The sequence below is a fragment of the Desulfoglaeba alkanexedens ALDC genome (genome assembly GCF_005377625.1).
In the GTDB taxonomy this organism is placed as follows: Bacteria; Desulfobacterota; Syntrophobacteria; order Syntrophobacterales; family DSM-9756; genus Desulfoglaeba; species Desulfoglaeba alkanexedens.
In genome coordinates this window covers 1,535,945-1,550,714 of sequence record NZ_CP040098.1, presented here as the reverse complement: position 1 = coordinate 1,550,714, position 14,770 = coordinate 1,535,945, and the positions used below count along the sequence as shown (strand labels likewise).

The 14,770-nt window shown below is 59.7% G+C and carries 16 protein-coding genes; 15 read left to right on the top strand and 1 reads right to left on the bottom strand.

Going from position 1 to position 14,770, the window contains the following annotated elements:
• The 7 genes from FDQ92_RS07080 (at position 1) to FDQ92_RS07050 (ending at position 7,416) form a co-directional block, all read left to right on the top strand.
• Positions 1–780 carry an ABC transporter permease gene (locus tag FDQ92_RS07080; protein ID WP_342780367.1) on the top strand — a complete coding sequence of 260 codons (780 nt, stop codon included), beginning with the start codon at positions 1–3 and terminating at the stop codon, positions 778–780.
• Positions 781–785: 5 nt separating this feature from the next.
• Positions 786–2,210 (top strand): exodeoxyribonuclease VII large subunit, encoded by a 1,425-nt coding sequence (gene xseA, locus FDQ92_RS07075; protein ID WP_137423927.1) that lies wholly within the window; start codon positions 786–788, stop codon positions 2,208–2,210.
• Positions 2,176–2,436: an exodeoxyribonuclease VII small subunit gene (xseB, locus tag FDQ92_RS07070; RefSeq protein WP_137423926.1), complete on the top strand. Its 261-nt coding sequence runs from the start codon at positions 2,176–2,178 to the stop codon at positions 2,434–2,436. Before xseA ends, xseB begins: the two co-directional genes overlap by 35 nt.
• An 89-nt stretch (positions 2,437–2,525) precedes the next feature.
• The gene (locus tag FDQ92_RS07065; protein WP_137423925.1) at positions 2,526–3,431 is read left to right on the top strand and encodes a polyprenyl synthetase family protein; all 906 of its coding nucleotides are present in this window, start codon (positions 2,526–2,528) and stop codon (positions 3,429–3,431) included.
• 39 nt (positions 3,432–3,470) lie between these two features.
• Positions 3,471–5,450, top strand: a complete 1,980-nt coding sequence (dxs, locus tag FDQ92_RS07060) for a 1-deoxy-D-xylulose-5-phosphate synthase (RefSeq protein ID WP_137423924.1) — start codon at positions 3,471–3,473, stop codon at positions 5,448–5,450.
• 753 nt (positions 5,451–6,203) lie between these two features.
• Positions 6,204–6,989 carry a TlyA family RNA methyltransferase gene (locus FDQ92_RS07055; protein WP_137423923.1) on the top strand — a complete coding sequence of 262 codons (786 nt, stop codon included), beginning with the start codon at positions 6,204–6,206 and terminating at the stop codon, positions 6,987–6,989.
• The gene (locus tag FDQ92_RS07050) at positions 6,946–7,416 is read left to right on the top strand and encodes a 23S rRNA (pseudouridine(1915)-N(3))-methyltransferase RlmH (RefSeq protein ID WP_137423922.1); all 471 of its coding nucleotides are present in this window, start codon (positions 6,946–6,948) and stop codon (positions 7,414–7,416) included. Before FDQ92_RS07055 ends, FDQ92_RS07050 begins: the two co-directional genes overlap by 44 nt.
• A 53-nt stretch (positions 7,417–7,469) precedes the next feature.
• Here FDQ92_RS07050 and FDQ92_RS07045 read toward each other — a convergent pair whose 3' ends face one another.
• Positions 7,470–7,688 (bottom strand): NifU family protein, encoded by a 219-nt coding sequence (locus FDQ92_RS07045; RefSeq protein WP_137423921.1) that lies wholly within the window; start codon positions 7,686–7,688, stop codon positions 7,470–7,472.
• Positions 7,689–8,060: 372 nt separating this feature from the next.
• Here FDQ92_RS07045 and hpt point away from each other — a divergent pair, with 372 nt between their 5' ends.
• The 8 genes from hpt (at position 8,061) to FDQ92_RS07005 (ending at position 14,769) form a co-directional block, all read left to right on the top strand.
• Complete coding sequence (gene hpt, locus FDQ92_RS07040; RefSeq protein WP_137423920.1) at positions 8,061–8,615, top strand: hypoxanthine phosphoribosyltransferase; 555 nt, start codon at positions 8,061–8,063, stop codon at positions 8,613–8,615.
• A gap of 29 nt (positions 8,616–8,644) precedes the next feature.
• Positions 8,645–9,433, top strand: coding sequence for a DUF3426 domain-containing protein (locus FDQ92_RS07035; protein WP_170180415.1), 789 nt, complete (start codon positions 8,645–8,647; stop codon positions 9,431–9,433).
• 176 nt (positions 9,434–9,609) lie between these two features.
• The gene (serS, locus tag FDQ92_RS07030) at positions 9,610–10,890 is read left to right on the top strand and encodes a serine--tRNA ligase (RefSeq protein ID WP_137423918.1); all 1,281 of its coding nucleotides are present in this window, start codon (positions 9,610–9,612) and stop codon (positions 10,888–10,890) included.
• Between the two features lie 39 nt (positions 10,891–10,929).
• A complete protein-coding gene (locus tag FDQ92_RS07025; RefSeq protein WP_137423917.1) occupies positions 10,930–11,211 on the top strand; it encodes an HU family DNA-binding protein in 282 nt (93 codons plus the stop codon).
• Positions 11,212–11,240: 29 nt separating this feature from the next.
• Positions 11,241–12,293 (top strand): CRISPR-associated endonuclease Cas3'', encoded by a 1,053-nt coding sequence (locus tag FDQ92_RS07020; protein ID WP_137423916.1) that lies wholly within the window; start codon positions 11,241–11,243, stop codon positions 12,291–12,293.
• On the top strand, positions 12,286–12,942 hold the full coding sequence (tmk, locus tag FDQ92_RS07015; RefSeq protein WP_137423915.1) for a dTMP kinase: 657 nt from the start codon (positions 12,286–12,288) through the stop codon (positions 12,940–12,942). Before FDQ92_RS07020 ends, tmk begins: the two co-directional genes overlap by 8 nt.
• A gap of 41 nt (positions 12,943–12,983) precedes the next feature.
• Positions 12,984–14,012 (top strand): DNA polymerase III subunit delta', encoded by a 1,029-nt coding sequence (holB, locus tag FDQ92_RS07010; RefSeq protein ID WP_170180234.1) that lies wholly within the window; start codon positions 12,984–12,986, stop codon positions 14,010–14,012.
• A 10-nt stretch (positions 14,013–14,022) separates the two neighbouring features.
• Positions 14,023–14,769 carry a PSP1 domain-containing protein gene (locus tag FDQ92_RS07005; RefSeq protein ID WP_246041869.1) on the top strand — a complete coding sequence of 249 codons (747 nt, stop codon included), beginning with the start codon at positions 14,023–14,025 and terminating at the stop codon, positions 14,767–14,769.
• Position 14,770: the final 1 nt, after the last annotated feature.

The following is a 14,770-nucleotide window of genomic DNA, read 5'->3' as shown; positions in this document are numbered from 1 at the left end:
ATGGTGCAGCGTGGTTTCCTTGGCGAGGCAAGCCTCGCCGTGTGGCCTCCGGTTCCCTATTCGCCTACCGAGTACGACCTGCTGGAAAGCCTGGCGCCGCCCAACGTGCGCCACCTTTTCGGTACGGACGACCGGGGAAGGGACGTGTTGAGCCGCATGATCCACGGCGCCCGTATTTCCCTTTCGGTGGGGTTCGTGGCGGTGGGGCTCGCTCTTGTCATCGGGATCACCCTGGGGGCCCTGGCTGGTTATTTCGGCGGCTGGACGGACGCGGTGGTGAGCCGGCTCATCGAAATACTTCTCACCATCCCGACTTTTTTCCTCATCATCGCCATCATTGCATTTCTGCCACCGAGCATTTACAACATCATGGCGGTGATCGGGCTCACCGGCTGGACGGGCGTCGCCCGCTTCGTACGCGCGGAATTTCTCAAGCTGAAAAGCCTGGATTTCATCACAGCTTCTCGGGCTCTTGGGGCTTCCGACGTCCGGATCATTTTCCTGCACATGCTTCCCAACGCGATGGCGCCGGTTCTGGTTTCGGCGGTCTTCGGGATCGCGGGCGCCATTCTGACGGAATCGAGCTTGAGTTTTCTCGGGTTTGGTGTGCCGCCGCCTACGCCGAGCTGGGGGGACATTCTGTCGCAGAGCCGCGATTATATTGAATTCGCGTGGTGGCTCACCACCTTTCCGGGACTGGCCATCTTCGTGAGCATCACCGCCTACAACCTGGTGGGCGAGGGGCTCCGGGACGCCATGGATCCCAAGCTGTTCGAATAGAGGCCATGACCTTTCCCGCGCTTTTCGAAGAAACCTGTGTCTTTACGGTCAGCGAGCTGAACGCCAGGATCAGGAGCCTGCTGGAGTCGGAATTTCCCTACGTTTGGGTGTGCGGGGAGGTTTCTAACTTCCGAGTCCCGGCCTCCGGGCACTTTTACTTCACCTTGAAGGATGCGGGGAGTCAGCTGCGGGCGGTCATGTTCCGAGCGCAGCAGCGTCGTCTCCGGTTCGAACCCGAAGCCGGTCTTCAGGTCCTCTGCCAGGGGAGAATCACCGTCTACGAACCCCGCGGCGACTACCAGCTCATCGTAGACGTCATGGAACCGCAAGGGTTGGGCGCCCTGCAGCTCGCTTTCGAGCAATTGAAGAAGCGGCTGGAGGCGGAAGGACTTTTCGATCCGGCCCGGAAAAAGCCGCTTCCCGTCGTACCCCAGCGGATCGCCGTCGTGACCTCGCCTACGGGCGCCGCCATCCGTGACATCCTCAAGGTTCTCCAGCGGAGCCCGTATGCGCTCATTGTGACGCTGATCCCGGTGCGGGTCCAGGGGGAGGGAGCCGCGGAGGAAATCGCCCGGGCCATCCAACAGGCCGGCGCCCTTCGCGACACTTTCCGGTGGGACGTGATCCTGGTAGGGCGAGGCGGGGGCAGCCTGGAGGACCTTTGGGCCTTCAACGAAGAAGCGGTGGCCCGTGCCGTAGCGGACTGCCCCATTCCCACGATTTCGTGCGTCGGCCACGAAATCGACGTCACCATTTCGGACATGGCCGCCGACCTTCGCGCCCCCACGCCTACGGCGGCCGCTCAATGGATCGTTGGACGGCTGGAAGGCGTCGAACGCGATCTATCGTCGCTTTCCGAACGGCTGCGTTCGACCCTGGAACGGCGGGTTCAAAGGCACCGGGAGCAACTCCACCACCTGGCCAAGCGCCTGCGGGATCCGAGGCGCCGAATCACCGACCGGCGCCTCTATGTGGACGACCGCCTGGAAAGACTGGTGCTCGCCTTTTCCGGGCGATTGGCCCGTCTTCGGATGACTCACGGGCACCTGGCGGAACGGCTGAAGCTCCACCGTCCCTCCCAGAGGATCGAATCCTTGAGGGATCGGGTGAACGCCGTATTTCGGAGCCTTTGCGTGGACCAGGGAAAGCTCCTGGAAAGAAGTCGATTTCAGCTGGAACACCGGGCGGCTCAACTGGAAAGCCTGAACCCCCTCGCGATCCTGGGCCGCGGCTATTCCATCACGCACCGGATGCCGGACGGGAAAATCGTGCGGTGTGCCCGTGAGGTGAAAGAAGGACAGCGGGTGCAAGTACGGCTCTGGCAGGGGGCGCTGCGCTGCGTGGTCGAAGCCTGCATCGATTCAATTGACGAACCCGGACAAGGACGGACGGAACGTGGCGAGGAAGAAGAAAACAACGGAGAAGTTTGAAGAGGCCCTGAAAGACCTGGAAAAGATCGTCGAAAGGCTGGAAAAAGGGGATGTGCCCCTGGAAGAGGCTATGGAAGCCTTTTCGGAGGGCGTTCAACTGGTCCGGTTCTGCCACCAGAAGTTGGACGAGGCCGAAAAGACCCTCCAGATGCTGGTTAAAGACCAGGATGACCGCTGGGCGACGGCCCCGTTCGAACCTCCCAAAAACGAAGAAGAGAACGGCTGACCCAGATGCGGAAGGTCCAATCCGTTCTGGAAAGCGGTGCCCGTTCATGGTAAAAACCCGGATGTTTATGGAATCGGGACGGGATCTATATGGAATCCTTCGATCTTGAAGGCTACCTGGCGGAACGCAGGGAAAGAGTGGACCGGGCGCTGGATGTCTTTTTTCCGGCGTCGTCGGGGCTGGAAAAGACCGTGGTCGAAGCGGCCCGGTACAGCCTTTTTGCAGGCGGAAAGCGGCTCCGGCCCATCCTGTGCCTCGCGGCGGCGGAGGTGATGGGCGGCACGGCGGACGATGCGATGCCCGCGGCCTGTGCCCTGGAAATGATCCACACCTATTCGCTCATCCACGACGATCTGCCGGCCATGGACAACGACGATTTCCGCCGGGGAAAACCCACGAACCATAAGGTCTACGGGGAAGCGGTCGCGATCCTGGCGGGCGACACGCTGCTGACGGAAGGCTTCGGCCTGGTAGCCGACCCGAACCTGGGCAACAATGGGAACCTGCCCCCTGAAAAGCGCCTGCAGGTGATCCACATTCTGGTGAAAGCCGCCGGATACCGGGGCATGATCGGCGGTCAGGTGATCGACCTGGAAGGCGAAACCCGCGAGATGGATTTCCCCACGGTGAAGTACATGCACATCCGGAAGACCGGGGCGCTCATTTCGGCTTCCCTCGAAATCGGCGGACTCCTGGGGGGATGTGAAGCAACCGATCTGCAGCGGCTCGTCCGCTACGGCAAGCACCTGGGACTCGCTTTTCAGATCACGGACGATCTTCTGGACGTGGAAGGCGACGCGGTTCTCATGGGGAAAACCCCGGGTTCCGACGTCGCCAGGAACAAAAAGACCTATCCGGCGCTGCTGGGTATCACGCTAAGCCGGGAAGCGGCGAAAGAGCATGTGAACCAGGCGGTGGAAGCGCTCCGCACCTTCGACCGGCGCGCGGAACCGCTTCGAGCCATCGCACGTTATCTCCTGGAGCGGAAGTCTTGAAACCTGGAAACTGAAATCGGTCGTTTGACGCAGGAAGCCATGGACACCAATGGAAAGGCATTGACTTCAGCCGGCCGGTTGCTGGCCGGGATCGATTCACCGGAGCAGCTGAAAACGCTTTCCCTGGAAGAGCTTTACCGGCTGGCGGCCGAAATCCGCCGGGTCCTGATCGATACGGTGGCGCAAAACGGCGGCCATTTGGCGCCCAACCTGGGCGTGGTGGAACTGACCCTGGCCCTGCACTTCGTCTTTCAGGCGCCTCACGACCGGATCGTCTGGGACGTGGGCCATCAGTGCTACACCCACAAGCTGATCACCGGCCGGCGCGACCGTTTCCACACGATCCGCCAATACGGGGGCATCAGCGGTTTTCCCAAGCGGGAAGAGAGTCGGTTCGATCCCTTCGGGGCCGGCCACGCCAGCACCTCCATTTCGGCCGCGCTGGGCATGGCTACAGCCAAGGCATTGAAGGGTTGCGCCAACCGCGTGGTGGCGGTTATCGGCGACGGCAGCATGACGGGCGGCATGGCCTTCGAAGCCCTGAACCACGCCGGCGACCTGGGAAGGAACCTCATCGTCGTTTTGAACGACAATGAAATGTCCATCTCGCCCAACGTGGGGGCCTTTTCCTCCTTTCTCAGCCGCAAGCTATCCAGCCGGACCCTCGTCAGCCTCAAAAAGGAAGTGGAAGGAACCCTGAACGCCATCCCTGGCCTGGGCCCCAACCTCCTCCAGATCCTGAGGCGAAGCGAGGATTCCATTCGGGTCTTCTTCACACCGAGCATGCTCTTTCGAGCCCTGAAGTTTCACTACATCGGTCCCATCAATGGGCACCGGCTGGAACGGTTGATCGAAACCTTCGAAACCGCCCGATCGCTGACCGGGCCGGTCCTGGTCCATGTGGGCACACAGAAGGGCCGCGGCTACGAACCGGCCGAACGCGATCCCTCCGTGTTTCACGGCGTGGGCTGTTTCGACGTGAAGACGGGAAAGGTGCGAAAGGATTCCGGGCCCCCCCCTTCCTACACGTCCGTTTTCGGGCGATCCCTGGTTGAACTGGCGGAAAAGGACCCCCGGATCGTGGCCGTCACGGCGGCCATGCGCCAGGGAACCGGCCTGGATCTTTTCGCTGAACGGTTTCCCCAGCGCTTCTTCGACGTAGGCATCGCGGAACAGCACGCTGTGACCTTTGCCGCCGGCCTGGCCGCGGAAGGTTACCGGCCGGTGGTGGCCGTCTACTCCACCTTCCTGCAGCGGGCCTACGACCAGATCGTCCACGACGTCTGCCTGCAGAACCTGCCCGTGATCTTCGCCATCGACCGTGGAGGCATCGTGGGCGAAGACGGACCGACCCACCATGGCGTCTTCGATCTTTCGTACCTCCGTCACATCCCCAACATGACCGTTATGGCTCCCCGGGACGAAAACGAACTGCGCCGCATGCTGAAGACGGCCGTGGAACACGGTGGACCCGCGGCGGTCCGCTATCCGCGGGGAACCGGATTGGGTGTCGACCTGGCAACCCCTGTGGAAGCTCTGCCCGTGGGAAAGGGCGAAATACTTCGGGAAGGCGACCATGTGCTCCTGGCGGCCGTCGGGGTGGCCGTCCACGAAGCGATGAAGGCCGCTCAAACCTTGGAAGAAGATGGGATCCAGGCCGCTGTAGTGAACGCGCGGTTCATCAAGCCGCTGGATCGGGATCTCCTCCTCCACTGGGCTAAGCATTGCCGGGGAAGAGTGATCACCGTGGAAGAGAACGCGGTTCAGGGCGGCTTCGGCAGCGCCGTGCTAGAAATGTTCGCCGACGCGGGCTGGTTTCCGCGGTCGATGGTGCGGCTCGGGATTCCCGATCGCTTCGTGCCCCACGGCGCCCAGGCTGTTTTGCGCCGAGAACTGGAAATCGATGCGGAGGCGGTTCGGTCCGCAGCGCTGAGACTGTGCCGGGGCGAACATGGCATAAGCGCTAAGTCATTTTGTAAAGATTCACAGGCTACATCTATGGCATTGGGTTGTTTTTAAAGATGAACGTCGAACGTCGAACATGGGTGCAGATCTTTTACTTCTTGTTCCCAAGCTCCAGCTTGGGAACACAACTGTGCAGAAGCTCCAGCTTCGGTTAGGCCGTTCCCAAGCCAGAGCTTGGGAACGAGGGGGAAGGACCACTTCGAGATCCTGGCGATCTCCCTATAAAGACAGCGCGTTTCATCTGTAGCAGGAGGGAAGCTGGAGCTTCCAGGGCAGGGCGTTCCCAAGCTGGAGCTTGGGAACGAGGGGAAACGGAGCTGATGCGCTTGCTGCTTCAAGGCCATCTGGATCTACCTTAGAGGGTAACCCTGGATGTCGTTCTAAAAGATCCGCACCCATCGAACATCGAACATCGAACATCGAACGTTCAACATCGAATGAAAAACTGGGTTGCATTTATGGTATTAGGCTGTTTTTAAAGATGAACGTCGAACATCGAATGAAAAAAAACGTGGTACACGCTGAATAAGTTTTAACCATCTCGGGGTCTCCCTAAGTTCCCTTTTTCCCATTCATCATTCATCATTCGATGTTCGATGTTCAATGTTCAATGTTCGATGTTCAATGTTCAATGTTCGATGTTCGATGTTCGATGTTCGATGTTCAATGTTCGATGTTCAATGTTCAATGTTCGATGTTCAATGTTCGATGTTCGATGTTCGATGTTCAATGTTCAATGTTCGATGTTCAATGTTCATTTTTTCCAGTCGATACCAAGCAAAAACAACATAGCGTTTATGGGCGAACATGGCCGGGTCGTCCGAGCGTTTGGATAAGCTGCTGGTGGAACGGGGGTTTGCGCTCAGCCGCGAAAGGGCACAGGCTCTCATCCTGGCGGCAAGAGTACGGGTGGACGGGCAGCCGGTCACCAAAGCCGGCCGCATGGTTTCCCGGGAAAGCGTCATCGAGATCGCAGGCGAAGGTCTTCGCTATGTGAGCCGCGGCGGAGTCAAACTCGAACACGCCCTGGATCATTTCGCCGTCGACGTTTCGGGACTTGTCGCCCTGGATGTGGGAGCGTCCACCGGCGGGTTCACCGATTGCCTGCTCCAGCGGGGAGCCCGCCGGGTTTACGCGGTGGATGTGGGTTACGGCCAGCTCGACTGGAAGCTTCGACGGGATGACCGGGTGGTGGTGATCGAACGGGCGAACATCCGGTACCTGGAACCCGAACGCGTGCCCGAACCCGTGGACATCGCCACCGTCGACACGTCCTTCATTTCCCTCAGGCTGGTCATCCCCCGTGTCACTGCCTTCCTCAGACCGCAGGGCCGCCTGGTCTGTCTTATCAAACCCCAGTTCGAAGCCGGCCGAAGCCGGGTGGGAAAAGGCGGCGTGGTGCGGGATCCCGCGGTGCACGACGCCGTCTGCCGGGACGTGACGGCGTTTGCAGGCCAATGCGGCTTGCGGGTGCTCGGCATCACCCCGTCGCCCATTCTCGGACCCAAAGGTAACCGCGAATTCCTCATGGCGGCGTTCAAGGAACGCGATGAAGATCCGACTGCTTTTTGTGGGAAAAACAAACCTTCCTGAGGTGGAATCAGGAGTTGCGCGGTATGTGGAGCGGATCAGGCGGTACGCGCCGATTACGGTCCGAACGGTTCGAGCGGAAAAAATCGGGAAAAAAGCCAACGAAGATCTGGTGCGGCTCAAAGAGAGCGAACGGCTGCTGTCGGCGGTGGAAGCGCGAAGCCACCTCGTGGTCTGGGACGAACGCGGGCGGCTCATGACTTCCGAAGAATTCGCGGCATTCCTCGGCGACCTGGAAAAAAGGGCGGTCCCCGAAACTTGCATGGCGGTTGGAGGCCCCCTGGGGTTCGCCTCCACGGTCCGGGAACGGGCAAACGACCTACTCTCCCTTTCCCGGATGACATTCCCTCATGATCTGGCACGGCTTCTGGTGACCGAACAGATCTACCGCGCCTTCACGATCCTCAAGGGCGAACCCTACCACAAATGAACAGCGTGCATTTCGGTGGGAACGTTTTCGGGGACCCCTGGAACCGGAAGCGCTCAGACCGCCTTAACTTCTGTGATTTCAGGTACTTCCTGTCTGATGATCCGCTCGATCCCCGCCTTGAGGGTCATCTGACTCATGGGGCAGCCGTGGCAGGCTCCCTGCAGCCGTACCTTGACCACCGTCCCTTCCACATCGACCAGTTCCACATTGCCACCGTCCCGCTGCAGCATGGGACGGACCTTGTTCAAAGCCTTTTCGATTTTTTCACGCATTTATGGTCTCCTTTGAAGTCGTTTTCGGTCATTCTATAATGATTTTTATTTTGAAAAGCAATGAAAACGGGAGGATCGCCGGCCTCCGGCCCTTCCAAGGCAAGGCACACAGATTATTCTTTTAGCATGGCCTCATCCAGGATTGTTCTTCTCCTGCTAACAACGGGTGAAGCGGCGTGCCGAACCGCGGGCACTCCGGAGGCCTGCGGGCATGGGGTCCTCCCTGGCGGCCCCCCTTGGGCGATCATTGGTTTGCGAATAGTTCTGAAGGCTTAAGCGAAGCTCTGGATTGACCTTTCCATTTTTTTCCGCTACCTTTGCATCGCTTTTCGCCAAACCTTTTCCGACCATCGGCTGGAAGGAGACGACAACATGCAGGCTTATCGCCTGGTGGAGCGGGTTTCAGAAGCAGAGGTGGCGGCGCGGGTGAGGGATCTGGCCGAAGAGATCGACCGGGATTACGAAGGGAAAGACGTCGTTCTGATCGGGGTCTTAAAAGGCGCCTTCGTGTTTCTGGCCGACCTCATCCGGAACCTCCGGGTACCGGTGGAAGTGGATTTCGTGCGATTGGCGAGTTACGGCGCCGCCGCCGAATCCAGCGGCTGCATTCGATTGACCAAGGACGTGGAAGCCCGCCTGGAGGGCCGCGATGTCCTGATCGTGGAGGACATCGTGGACACCGGGGTAACGGTGGATTGGATGCTCAAGCATCTGAAACAGCACGGCCCGCGTTCCATCAAGGTGTGCACCCTCATCGACAAGTTCGAGTGCCGCCGTTGCGCGGTTCCGGTGGACTATGCGGGTATCCGTATCTCCGGGGGGTTCGTGGTGGGTTACGGACTCGATTTCGCCGAGAAGCATCGGGGACTTAAGGGGATTTACGAGGTGGAGTTCCTCAATGACGGAAGCGGCGGGGCGGCTCCCTAACGACGCCGGCGCTGGAGATGGGGAAGACCATGATCGTCACCTGTGAAATCTGTCAAACCAAGTTCCGGCTGGACCTCGAGCGGATAGGGAAGTCGCGGGTCAAGGTGCGCTGTTCGCGCTGCGGGCACGTGTTTGTGGTGGAAAAACCTGCCGAGTCAGGCCCTTCCTCCACCTTTGCTGAGGCCGAGGCTGAGGCCGAGGCTGCATCGGCAAGCCGGGAAGAGACTCTGGCAAGGGTTCCGCCCATAGCGGGCCCGCGGATTCCGCCGCCCCGCGAGAAAAAATCCCGGAAAGGACTGATCGGAGTACTTCTTTTGCTGGCGGTGGTAATGATCGGCGGTCTTTACGCCGTCGCTCGCATGGGCATCCTTGGGGGAGGCGATTCGGAATCCCGGGATACCACTTCCGCGGATCTTGAAAAGCCCGCCGTCTCGCTGATCAACGACACGGAAGCCTTCTTCCTGCAGAACGAAACGGTCGGCCAGATCTTCGTGGTGCAGGGCCACGTGGTCAATGAATCGCCGCGACCGGTGAGCTTCATTCTGCTCGAAGGGAAGATCTACACAGAAAAAGAACCGGTCGTGACGCAGCGGGCCTATTGCGGCAATGTTCTTTCCCGCCAGGATCTCACCCGCATGGACATGACCGAGATTCAAAACGTGATGATGAACCGGGAAGGAGCGGACCTGGCCAACGTGCATGTGCCACCTCAGGGGCGGGTTCCGTTCATGGTGGTCTTTCACAACCTCCCCGACCTGAGCCTCCTCACCGATTACAGCGTCGAAGTGGTGAGCGCTCAATTTGATTCGGGCGGATGATCCTTCGAAGCCCGTTCGCACGGTGCGGGGCCTCCTGGCGGTCACAACCCCTTGATGACACTAAAGGAATTGACACAAGTCCCCCCGGGTGTTAAGGGAAAAAATCCAACTCGTTGAAAACTGTAGAGAAACGGCGAGGCTGCCGAGGCCTCTTCCCAACGGCAAGGATGGAGCCGATGCTTGACGTCAAATTCGTCCGGGAAAACCTGGACCGGGTTGCTCAGATGCTCAAAGACCGCCGAATCGACATGGATCTTCAGCCCTTTCGGGAACTGGACGAAAAGCGTCGTGGATTGCTTCGGGAGGTGGAGGAACTGAAGTATCGGAGAAACCAGGCTTCCGAAGAAGTCTCGCGGTTGAAGCGAGAAAAGGCGGACGCTTCGGCCCTCATCGAGGAAATGAAGGAGGTCTCACAGCGGATCAAGGCGCTGGACCAGGAGTTGGTTTCCATCGAGGAGGAATTCAAGGCGATTTTGTACCTCATTCCCAATATGCCTCATGAAACGGTTCCGGTAGGGGCGGACGAGAGCGCCAACCCGGTGGTGAAGACCTGGGGGGAGCCGCCGGTTTTCGATTTTGAACCCAAAGCCCACTGGGATATCGGGGAATCGCTGGGGATCCTGGATTTCGAGAGAGCGGCGAAGATCACCGGGGCCCGCTTCGCCATTTACTGGGGGCTGGGGGCCGCCCTGGAAAGGGCGCTCACTTCCTTCATGTTGGATGTCCACACGAGGCGACACGGGTACACCGAAGTGCTGCCGCCGTTTATGGTGAATCGGGCGGCCATGACGGGCACGGGCCAGCTGCCCAAGTTCGAACAGGATTTGTTCAAGCTGGAGGGTTGGGACTACTACCTGATCCCCACGGCCGAAGTCCCCGTCACCAACCTCCATATGAACGAAGTGCTCGACGAACAGGAACTTCCGAAATACTACACCGCTTACACACCCTGTTTCCGGTCGGAAGCCGGATCCTACGGCAAAGACACCCGTGGGCTCATCCGCCAGCACCAGTTCAACAAGGTGGAACTGGTAAAATTGGTCAAACCGGAAGACTCCTATGACGAATTGGAGCGGTTGCTTCAGGACGCGGAAACCATTTTGCAGGAACTGGGCCTTCACTACCGAGTGGTGACCCTTTGTACAGGAGACCTAGGGTTTTCGGCGGCGAAAACTTACGACATCGAAGTCTGGCTTCCCGGGCAAAACGCGTACCGCGAGATTTCTTCCTGCAGCAACTTCGAAGACTTCCAGGCGCGGCGCGCCAACCTGAGGTTCCGCCGCAAGGGCAAGAACCGGACGGAACTGCTTCACACCCTGAACGGGTCAGGGTTGGCGGTGGGCCGGACCCTGGTGGCCGTTTTGGAGAATTTTCAGCAGGCGGACGGTTCGGTGGCGATCCCCCCGGCTCTGCGCCGTTTGATGGGCAACGTGGAAAAGATCGAAGCGCGCGGCTAACCGGAAGGAATCGGGATCCGCTCAGAAGGAGCAAAGGCCATGACCAAGAGTCAGCTGATCGAAGCGTTGGCCAAAGCCGAAGGGATCACGCTCAAGGCTGCCGAAACGGCGGTCAACGTCACCTTCGAAAGCATGGAAAAGGCTTTGATCCAAGGTGACCGGGTGGAGATTCGAGGCTTCGGCAGCTTCAAGGTCAAGCAGTACGACGGGTACAAGGGAAGGAATCCCAAGACCGGGGAACTGATCGAGGTCAATCCGAAAAAGCTTCCTTTTTTCAAAGTGGGAAAAGAATTGAAGGAAAGGGTTGACAGCAGTTCCTGAAACCCCCTCTTTTCACCGGAGGACGTTGCGTGGCCAAGGTGTTCATAAGTGACATTCAGCCCGGCCAGGAAGTGGAAAGCACCTTCGTCGTCGAACAGAAGGAACTGAGAACGGCGCGCAACGGAAACGCCTTCCTGACGTTGAAGCTTCGCGACAGAACGGGGCGGCTCACCGGCCGCGTTTGGGAACGGGCCGAAGAACTCGGGCGCACCGTTTCGGCGGGCACCGTGGTACGGATCCGCGGGCGGAGCGAAACCTACCGCGACGAACTGCAGCTGAGCATTGTCAGCATGGCGCCGGTGCCGGCTGAAGCGATCCGGCCCGCGGATTATCTCCCCGTGTCCCCGGTCGCACCCGAAAGTCTTTGGAAGGATCTGACCGACCTTATGCTTCAGGTGGAACGCCGGCCGCTCAGAGAACTGCTGCGGCGTATTTTTTCGGATCCCGAGATAGCGGACCGCTTCAAGAAGGCCCCAGCCGCCAAGTCCGTGCATCACGCTTACCTTGGTGGCCTGCTGGAACACACGGTGGCGGTGGCGCGCCTGGCGGACCGCATTTGCGGACTGTACGGCGAACTGGACCGGGATCTTCTGCTGGCCGGAGCGTTGCTCCACGACATCGGAAAGATCCGCGAATTCACCTACGATCTTGTGATCGACTACTCCCCCGTGGGACGACTGGTGGGCCACATGGTGCTGGGGGCGGAGATCCTGGAAGGCAAGCTTCAGGGCATGAGAGGGTTTCCGGAAGAAGATGCCATGCTTCTCAAGCATCTGATCTTGAGCCATCATGGACAGACCGAGTTCGGCGCGGTTCAGCCGCCCATGACCCGCGAGGCCGTGGCGCTCCACTTCGCGGACGACCTGGACGCCAAGATGAGTAACCTGACACGGATCTTGGAGGAATCCGAGGGTACCGACGGCCTGTGGACGGCTTACCAGCCCCTGCACAACCGCTTTTTCTTCAAAGGCCGGGCGGCCCGGGATGAGGTGACTTCAACGGAAAACCTTGAAGAAGGTCCTCCGGAAATCAAGCAGCTCCGCCTTTGGGACGCCGCAAGGGAAAAGAGAAGGGATGGCTGAACGGGGGGGGCGCCGCGGCGTTTTCGTCAGCTTCGAAGGGATCGACGGTTGCGGGAAGACCACGCTCCTCCATCACCTTCGGGAACGGCTGGAGCGGAGCGGAACGATCCCCGTGGTCACCCGCCAACCCGGGGGCACGATCCTGGGTGAGGCGATCCGGGAACTGCTCCTGGACCCGCATCGCCCGCGAGCCCACGGCTGGGTGGAAGTGCTCCTATACACGGCGAGTCGGGTTCAGGAGGTTCATGAGGTCATCCGCCCGGCCCTCGATGCGGGCCGATGGGTCCTGAGCGACCGGTTCGCGGACGCCACCACGGCTTACCAGGGATACGGCCGCGGGCTGGAACGGGACATTATCGAGCTGCTGCACCGGCGGATGGCGCTGGACCTGGAACCGGACGTAACGGTCCTCATCGACTGTGACCCGGAAATCGCCGCCGTACGGCTCCGGAAGCGCTCCGGCCCCAGGGACCGCCTGGAACGGGAAGTGAAAACGTTTCACCGTCGCGTGCGGGAAGGCTACCTCCAACTGGCCGCGATGCACCCCAAGCGCTTTCTAGTGCTCGACGGAAACCGCGATCTCGCCGATGTGCTGGCTGCATTCGAAAGAGAACTCAAGCTGCGGCTGCCCGGGTGCCCGGCACTTTGAAAATGCGGGAGGCGCATGAACGAAAAAGGCGGGAGTGTTCCATGTCTTTTGAATCCGTCCCCGGTCAACCCCGCGCCAAGCGGTTCCTCCAGCGGCTCGTCATGAACGGAACCATCCCTCACGCCCTGCTGCTCACCGGCATGAAAGGGATCGGAAAGCGGGCCTTGGCCGAGGCGTTCGCCAAGCTGTTGAACTGCCTCGCCCCCTCACCCGCAGGCGCCTGCGACCGGTGCGCCTCGTGCACCAAGATCGAAAAAGGCCTGCATCCCGATATCCTCCGGGTCGTCCGGGACGGAGCCTTTATCAAGCTGGACCAGGTTCGAGATCTGCGGGAACGGCTCCGCTTCATGCCCTCTGAAGGCCGCTTCCGGGTGGTGGTGCTGGAAGACGCCCAGGACCTCAAGGAAGAAGCCTCCAACGCCCTTCTCAAGATACTCGAAGAACCTCCGGCGCAAAACGTCTTCATCTTGATGGCTCTGGAACCCCAGATGCTGCTTCCGACCATCGTTTCACGCTGCTGCCATGTCCGGTGTCAGCCTCTGGATGAAGACTGGATCGCCCGGCATCTGGCTGCAACCTATCGAATCGGCGATGACCAGGCCCGGAAAATCGCCCGACTGTCCTTCGGGAGCCTGGATCGGGCGGCCTGGTGGGTGGAAGCGGACCGTATGGATCGCCTCCGCCAAGTCCTGGAACGCATCGCCCGCCTGAAAGCCGCTTCCGTTCTGGACGTTTTTTCCATGGCGGCCGCCTGGTCCAAGGAAAGTGAAGACTTGGAACAGGACATGGAATGTATTAAGTTCTGGCTGCGGGAAAAGATCATGGTCGGCCTGGAGGGTAGCGGAGACCCCGAAATCTTCGCCGCCGCATCGGCCGAAGCAACGGGCCGTCTTTCCATCGAGGCCCTTCTTGAACTATACCAAGCGATCGAAGAAACCGCGAGACGCCTCCGCCAGCATGCGAACAGGCAACTTGCACTGGAAGGCGCCGGTTTGAAGATCAGGGATCTACTGAATGGGAAAAGTTGTCGGTATACGCTTTCGAAATGGGGGCAAAGTTTATCATTTTGATCCGGCGGACATGGAGGTCAAGAAAGGCGATTTCGTGATCGTCCATACGGAACAGGGAGTGGGCCTGGGTGAGGTGGTCGAAGGCCCCTTCCCTGGGAATGAAAAGGTCCACCCAAAGGAGCTCAAAAAAATTCAGCGGCTCGCCACCGCGGATGAAATCCATACCTATTCCGAAAACCTTCGGTCCGAAGAGGAAGCGGGAAAGTATTGCCTGGAACGGATCCAGGTTCACCAACTGCCGATGAACCTGGTGGATGTGGAATACCTTTTCGATCGCTCGAAGATCATCTTTTACTTCACCGCCGACGGTCGCGTGGATTTCCGCGAACTGGTCAAGGACTTGGTGCGCCGGTTCCGGACCCGGGTGGAACTGCGCCAGATCGGGGTCCGCAACCAGGCCAAGATGGTGGGCGGACTGGGGATCTGCGGCCGCCCCCTGTGCTGCGCCACGTTCCTCAAGAACTTTCACCCCGTCTCCATCAAGATGGCCAAGGAGCAGAACCTGAGCCTCAATCCGAGCAAGATTTCCGGCGCCTGCGGCCGCCTCATGTGCTGCCTTCAATACGAATACGATACCTATTGCGCCCTCAAGAAGGGCATGCCCAAGATGGGCAAGAAGATTGAAACCCCCGAAGGGCGCGGCAAGGTCATTCGGCAGAATCTCATCGACCGCCGAGTGACCGTGCTTCTCGAAAGCGGTCAGGAAATCGAACTGGAAATCGATGCATCGGAACCCCGGAAGAAGAAGGACAAGTGAC

What these genes read in the sequence shown, in the direction of transcription:
- xseA (WP_137423927.1), top strand. Translation starts at nt 786, where the DNA reads ATGACCTTTCCCGCGCTTTTCGAAGAAACCTGTGTCTTTACGGTCAGC.
- FDQ92_RS07050 (WP_137423922.1), top strand. Translation starts at nt 6,946, where the DNA reads ATGAAGATCCGACTGCTTTTTGTGGGAAAAACAAACCTTCCTGAGGTG.
- holB (WP_170180234.1), top strand. Translation starts at nt 12,984, where the DNA reads ATGTCTTTTGAATCCGTCCCCGGTCAACCCCGCGCCAAGCGGTTCCTC.
- FDQ92_RS07080 (WP_342780367.1), top strand. Translation starts at nt 1, where the DNA reads ATGGTGCAGCGTGGTTTCCTTGGCGAGGCAAGCCTCGCCGTGTGGCCT.
- dxs (WP_137423924.1), top strand. Translation starts at nt 3,471, where the DNA reads ATGGACACCAATGGAAAGGCATTGACTTCAGCCGGCCGGTTGCTGGCC.
- FDQ92_RS07065 (WP_137423925.1), top strand. Translation starts at nt 2,526, where the DNA reads ATGGAATCCTTCGATCTTGAAGGCTACCTGGCGGAACGCAGGGAAAGA.
- FDQ92_RS07025 (WP_137423917.1), top strand. Translation starts at nt 10,930, where the DNA reads ATGACCAAGAGTCAGCTGATCGAAGCGTTGGCCAAAGCCGAAGGGATC.
- FDQ92_RS07055 (WP_137423923.1), top strand. Translation starts at nt 6,204, where the DNA reads ATGGCCGGGTCGTCCGAGCGTTTGGATAAGCTGCTGGTGGAACGGGGG.
- tmk (WP_137423915.1), top strand. Translation starts at nt 12,286, where the DNA reads ATGGCTGAACGGGGGGGGCGCCGCGGCGTTTTCGTCAGCTTCGAAGGG.
- FDQ92_RS07035 (WP_170180415.1), top strand. Translation starts at nt 8,645, where the DNA reads ATGATCGTCACCTGTGAAATCTGTCAAACCAAGTTCCGGCTGGACCTC.
- serS (WP_137423918.1), top strand. Translation starts at nt 9,610, where the DNA reads ATGCTTGACGTCAAATTCGTCCGGGAAAACCTGGACCGGGTTGCTCAG.
- FDQ92_RS07005 (WP_246041869.1), top strand. Translation starts at nt 14,023, where the DNA reads ATGGAGGTCAAGAAAGGCGATTTCGTGATCGTCCATACGGAACAGGGA.
- FDQ92_RS07045 (WP_137423921.1), bottom strand. Translation starts at nt 7,688, where the DNA reads ATGCGTGAAAAAATCGAAAAGGCTTTGAACAAGGTCCGTCCCATGCTG.
- hpt (WP_137423920.1), top strand. Translation starts at nt 8,061, where the DNA reads ATGCAGGCTTATCGCCTGGTGGAGCGGGTTTCAGAAGCAGAGGTGGCG.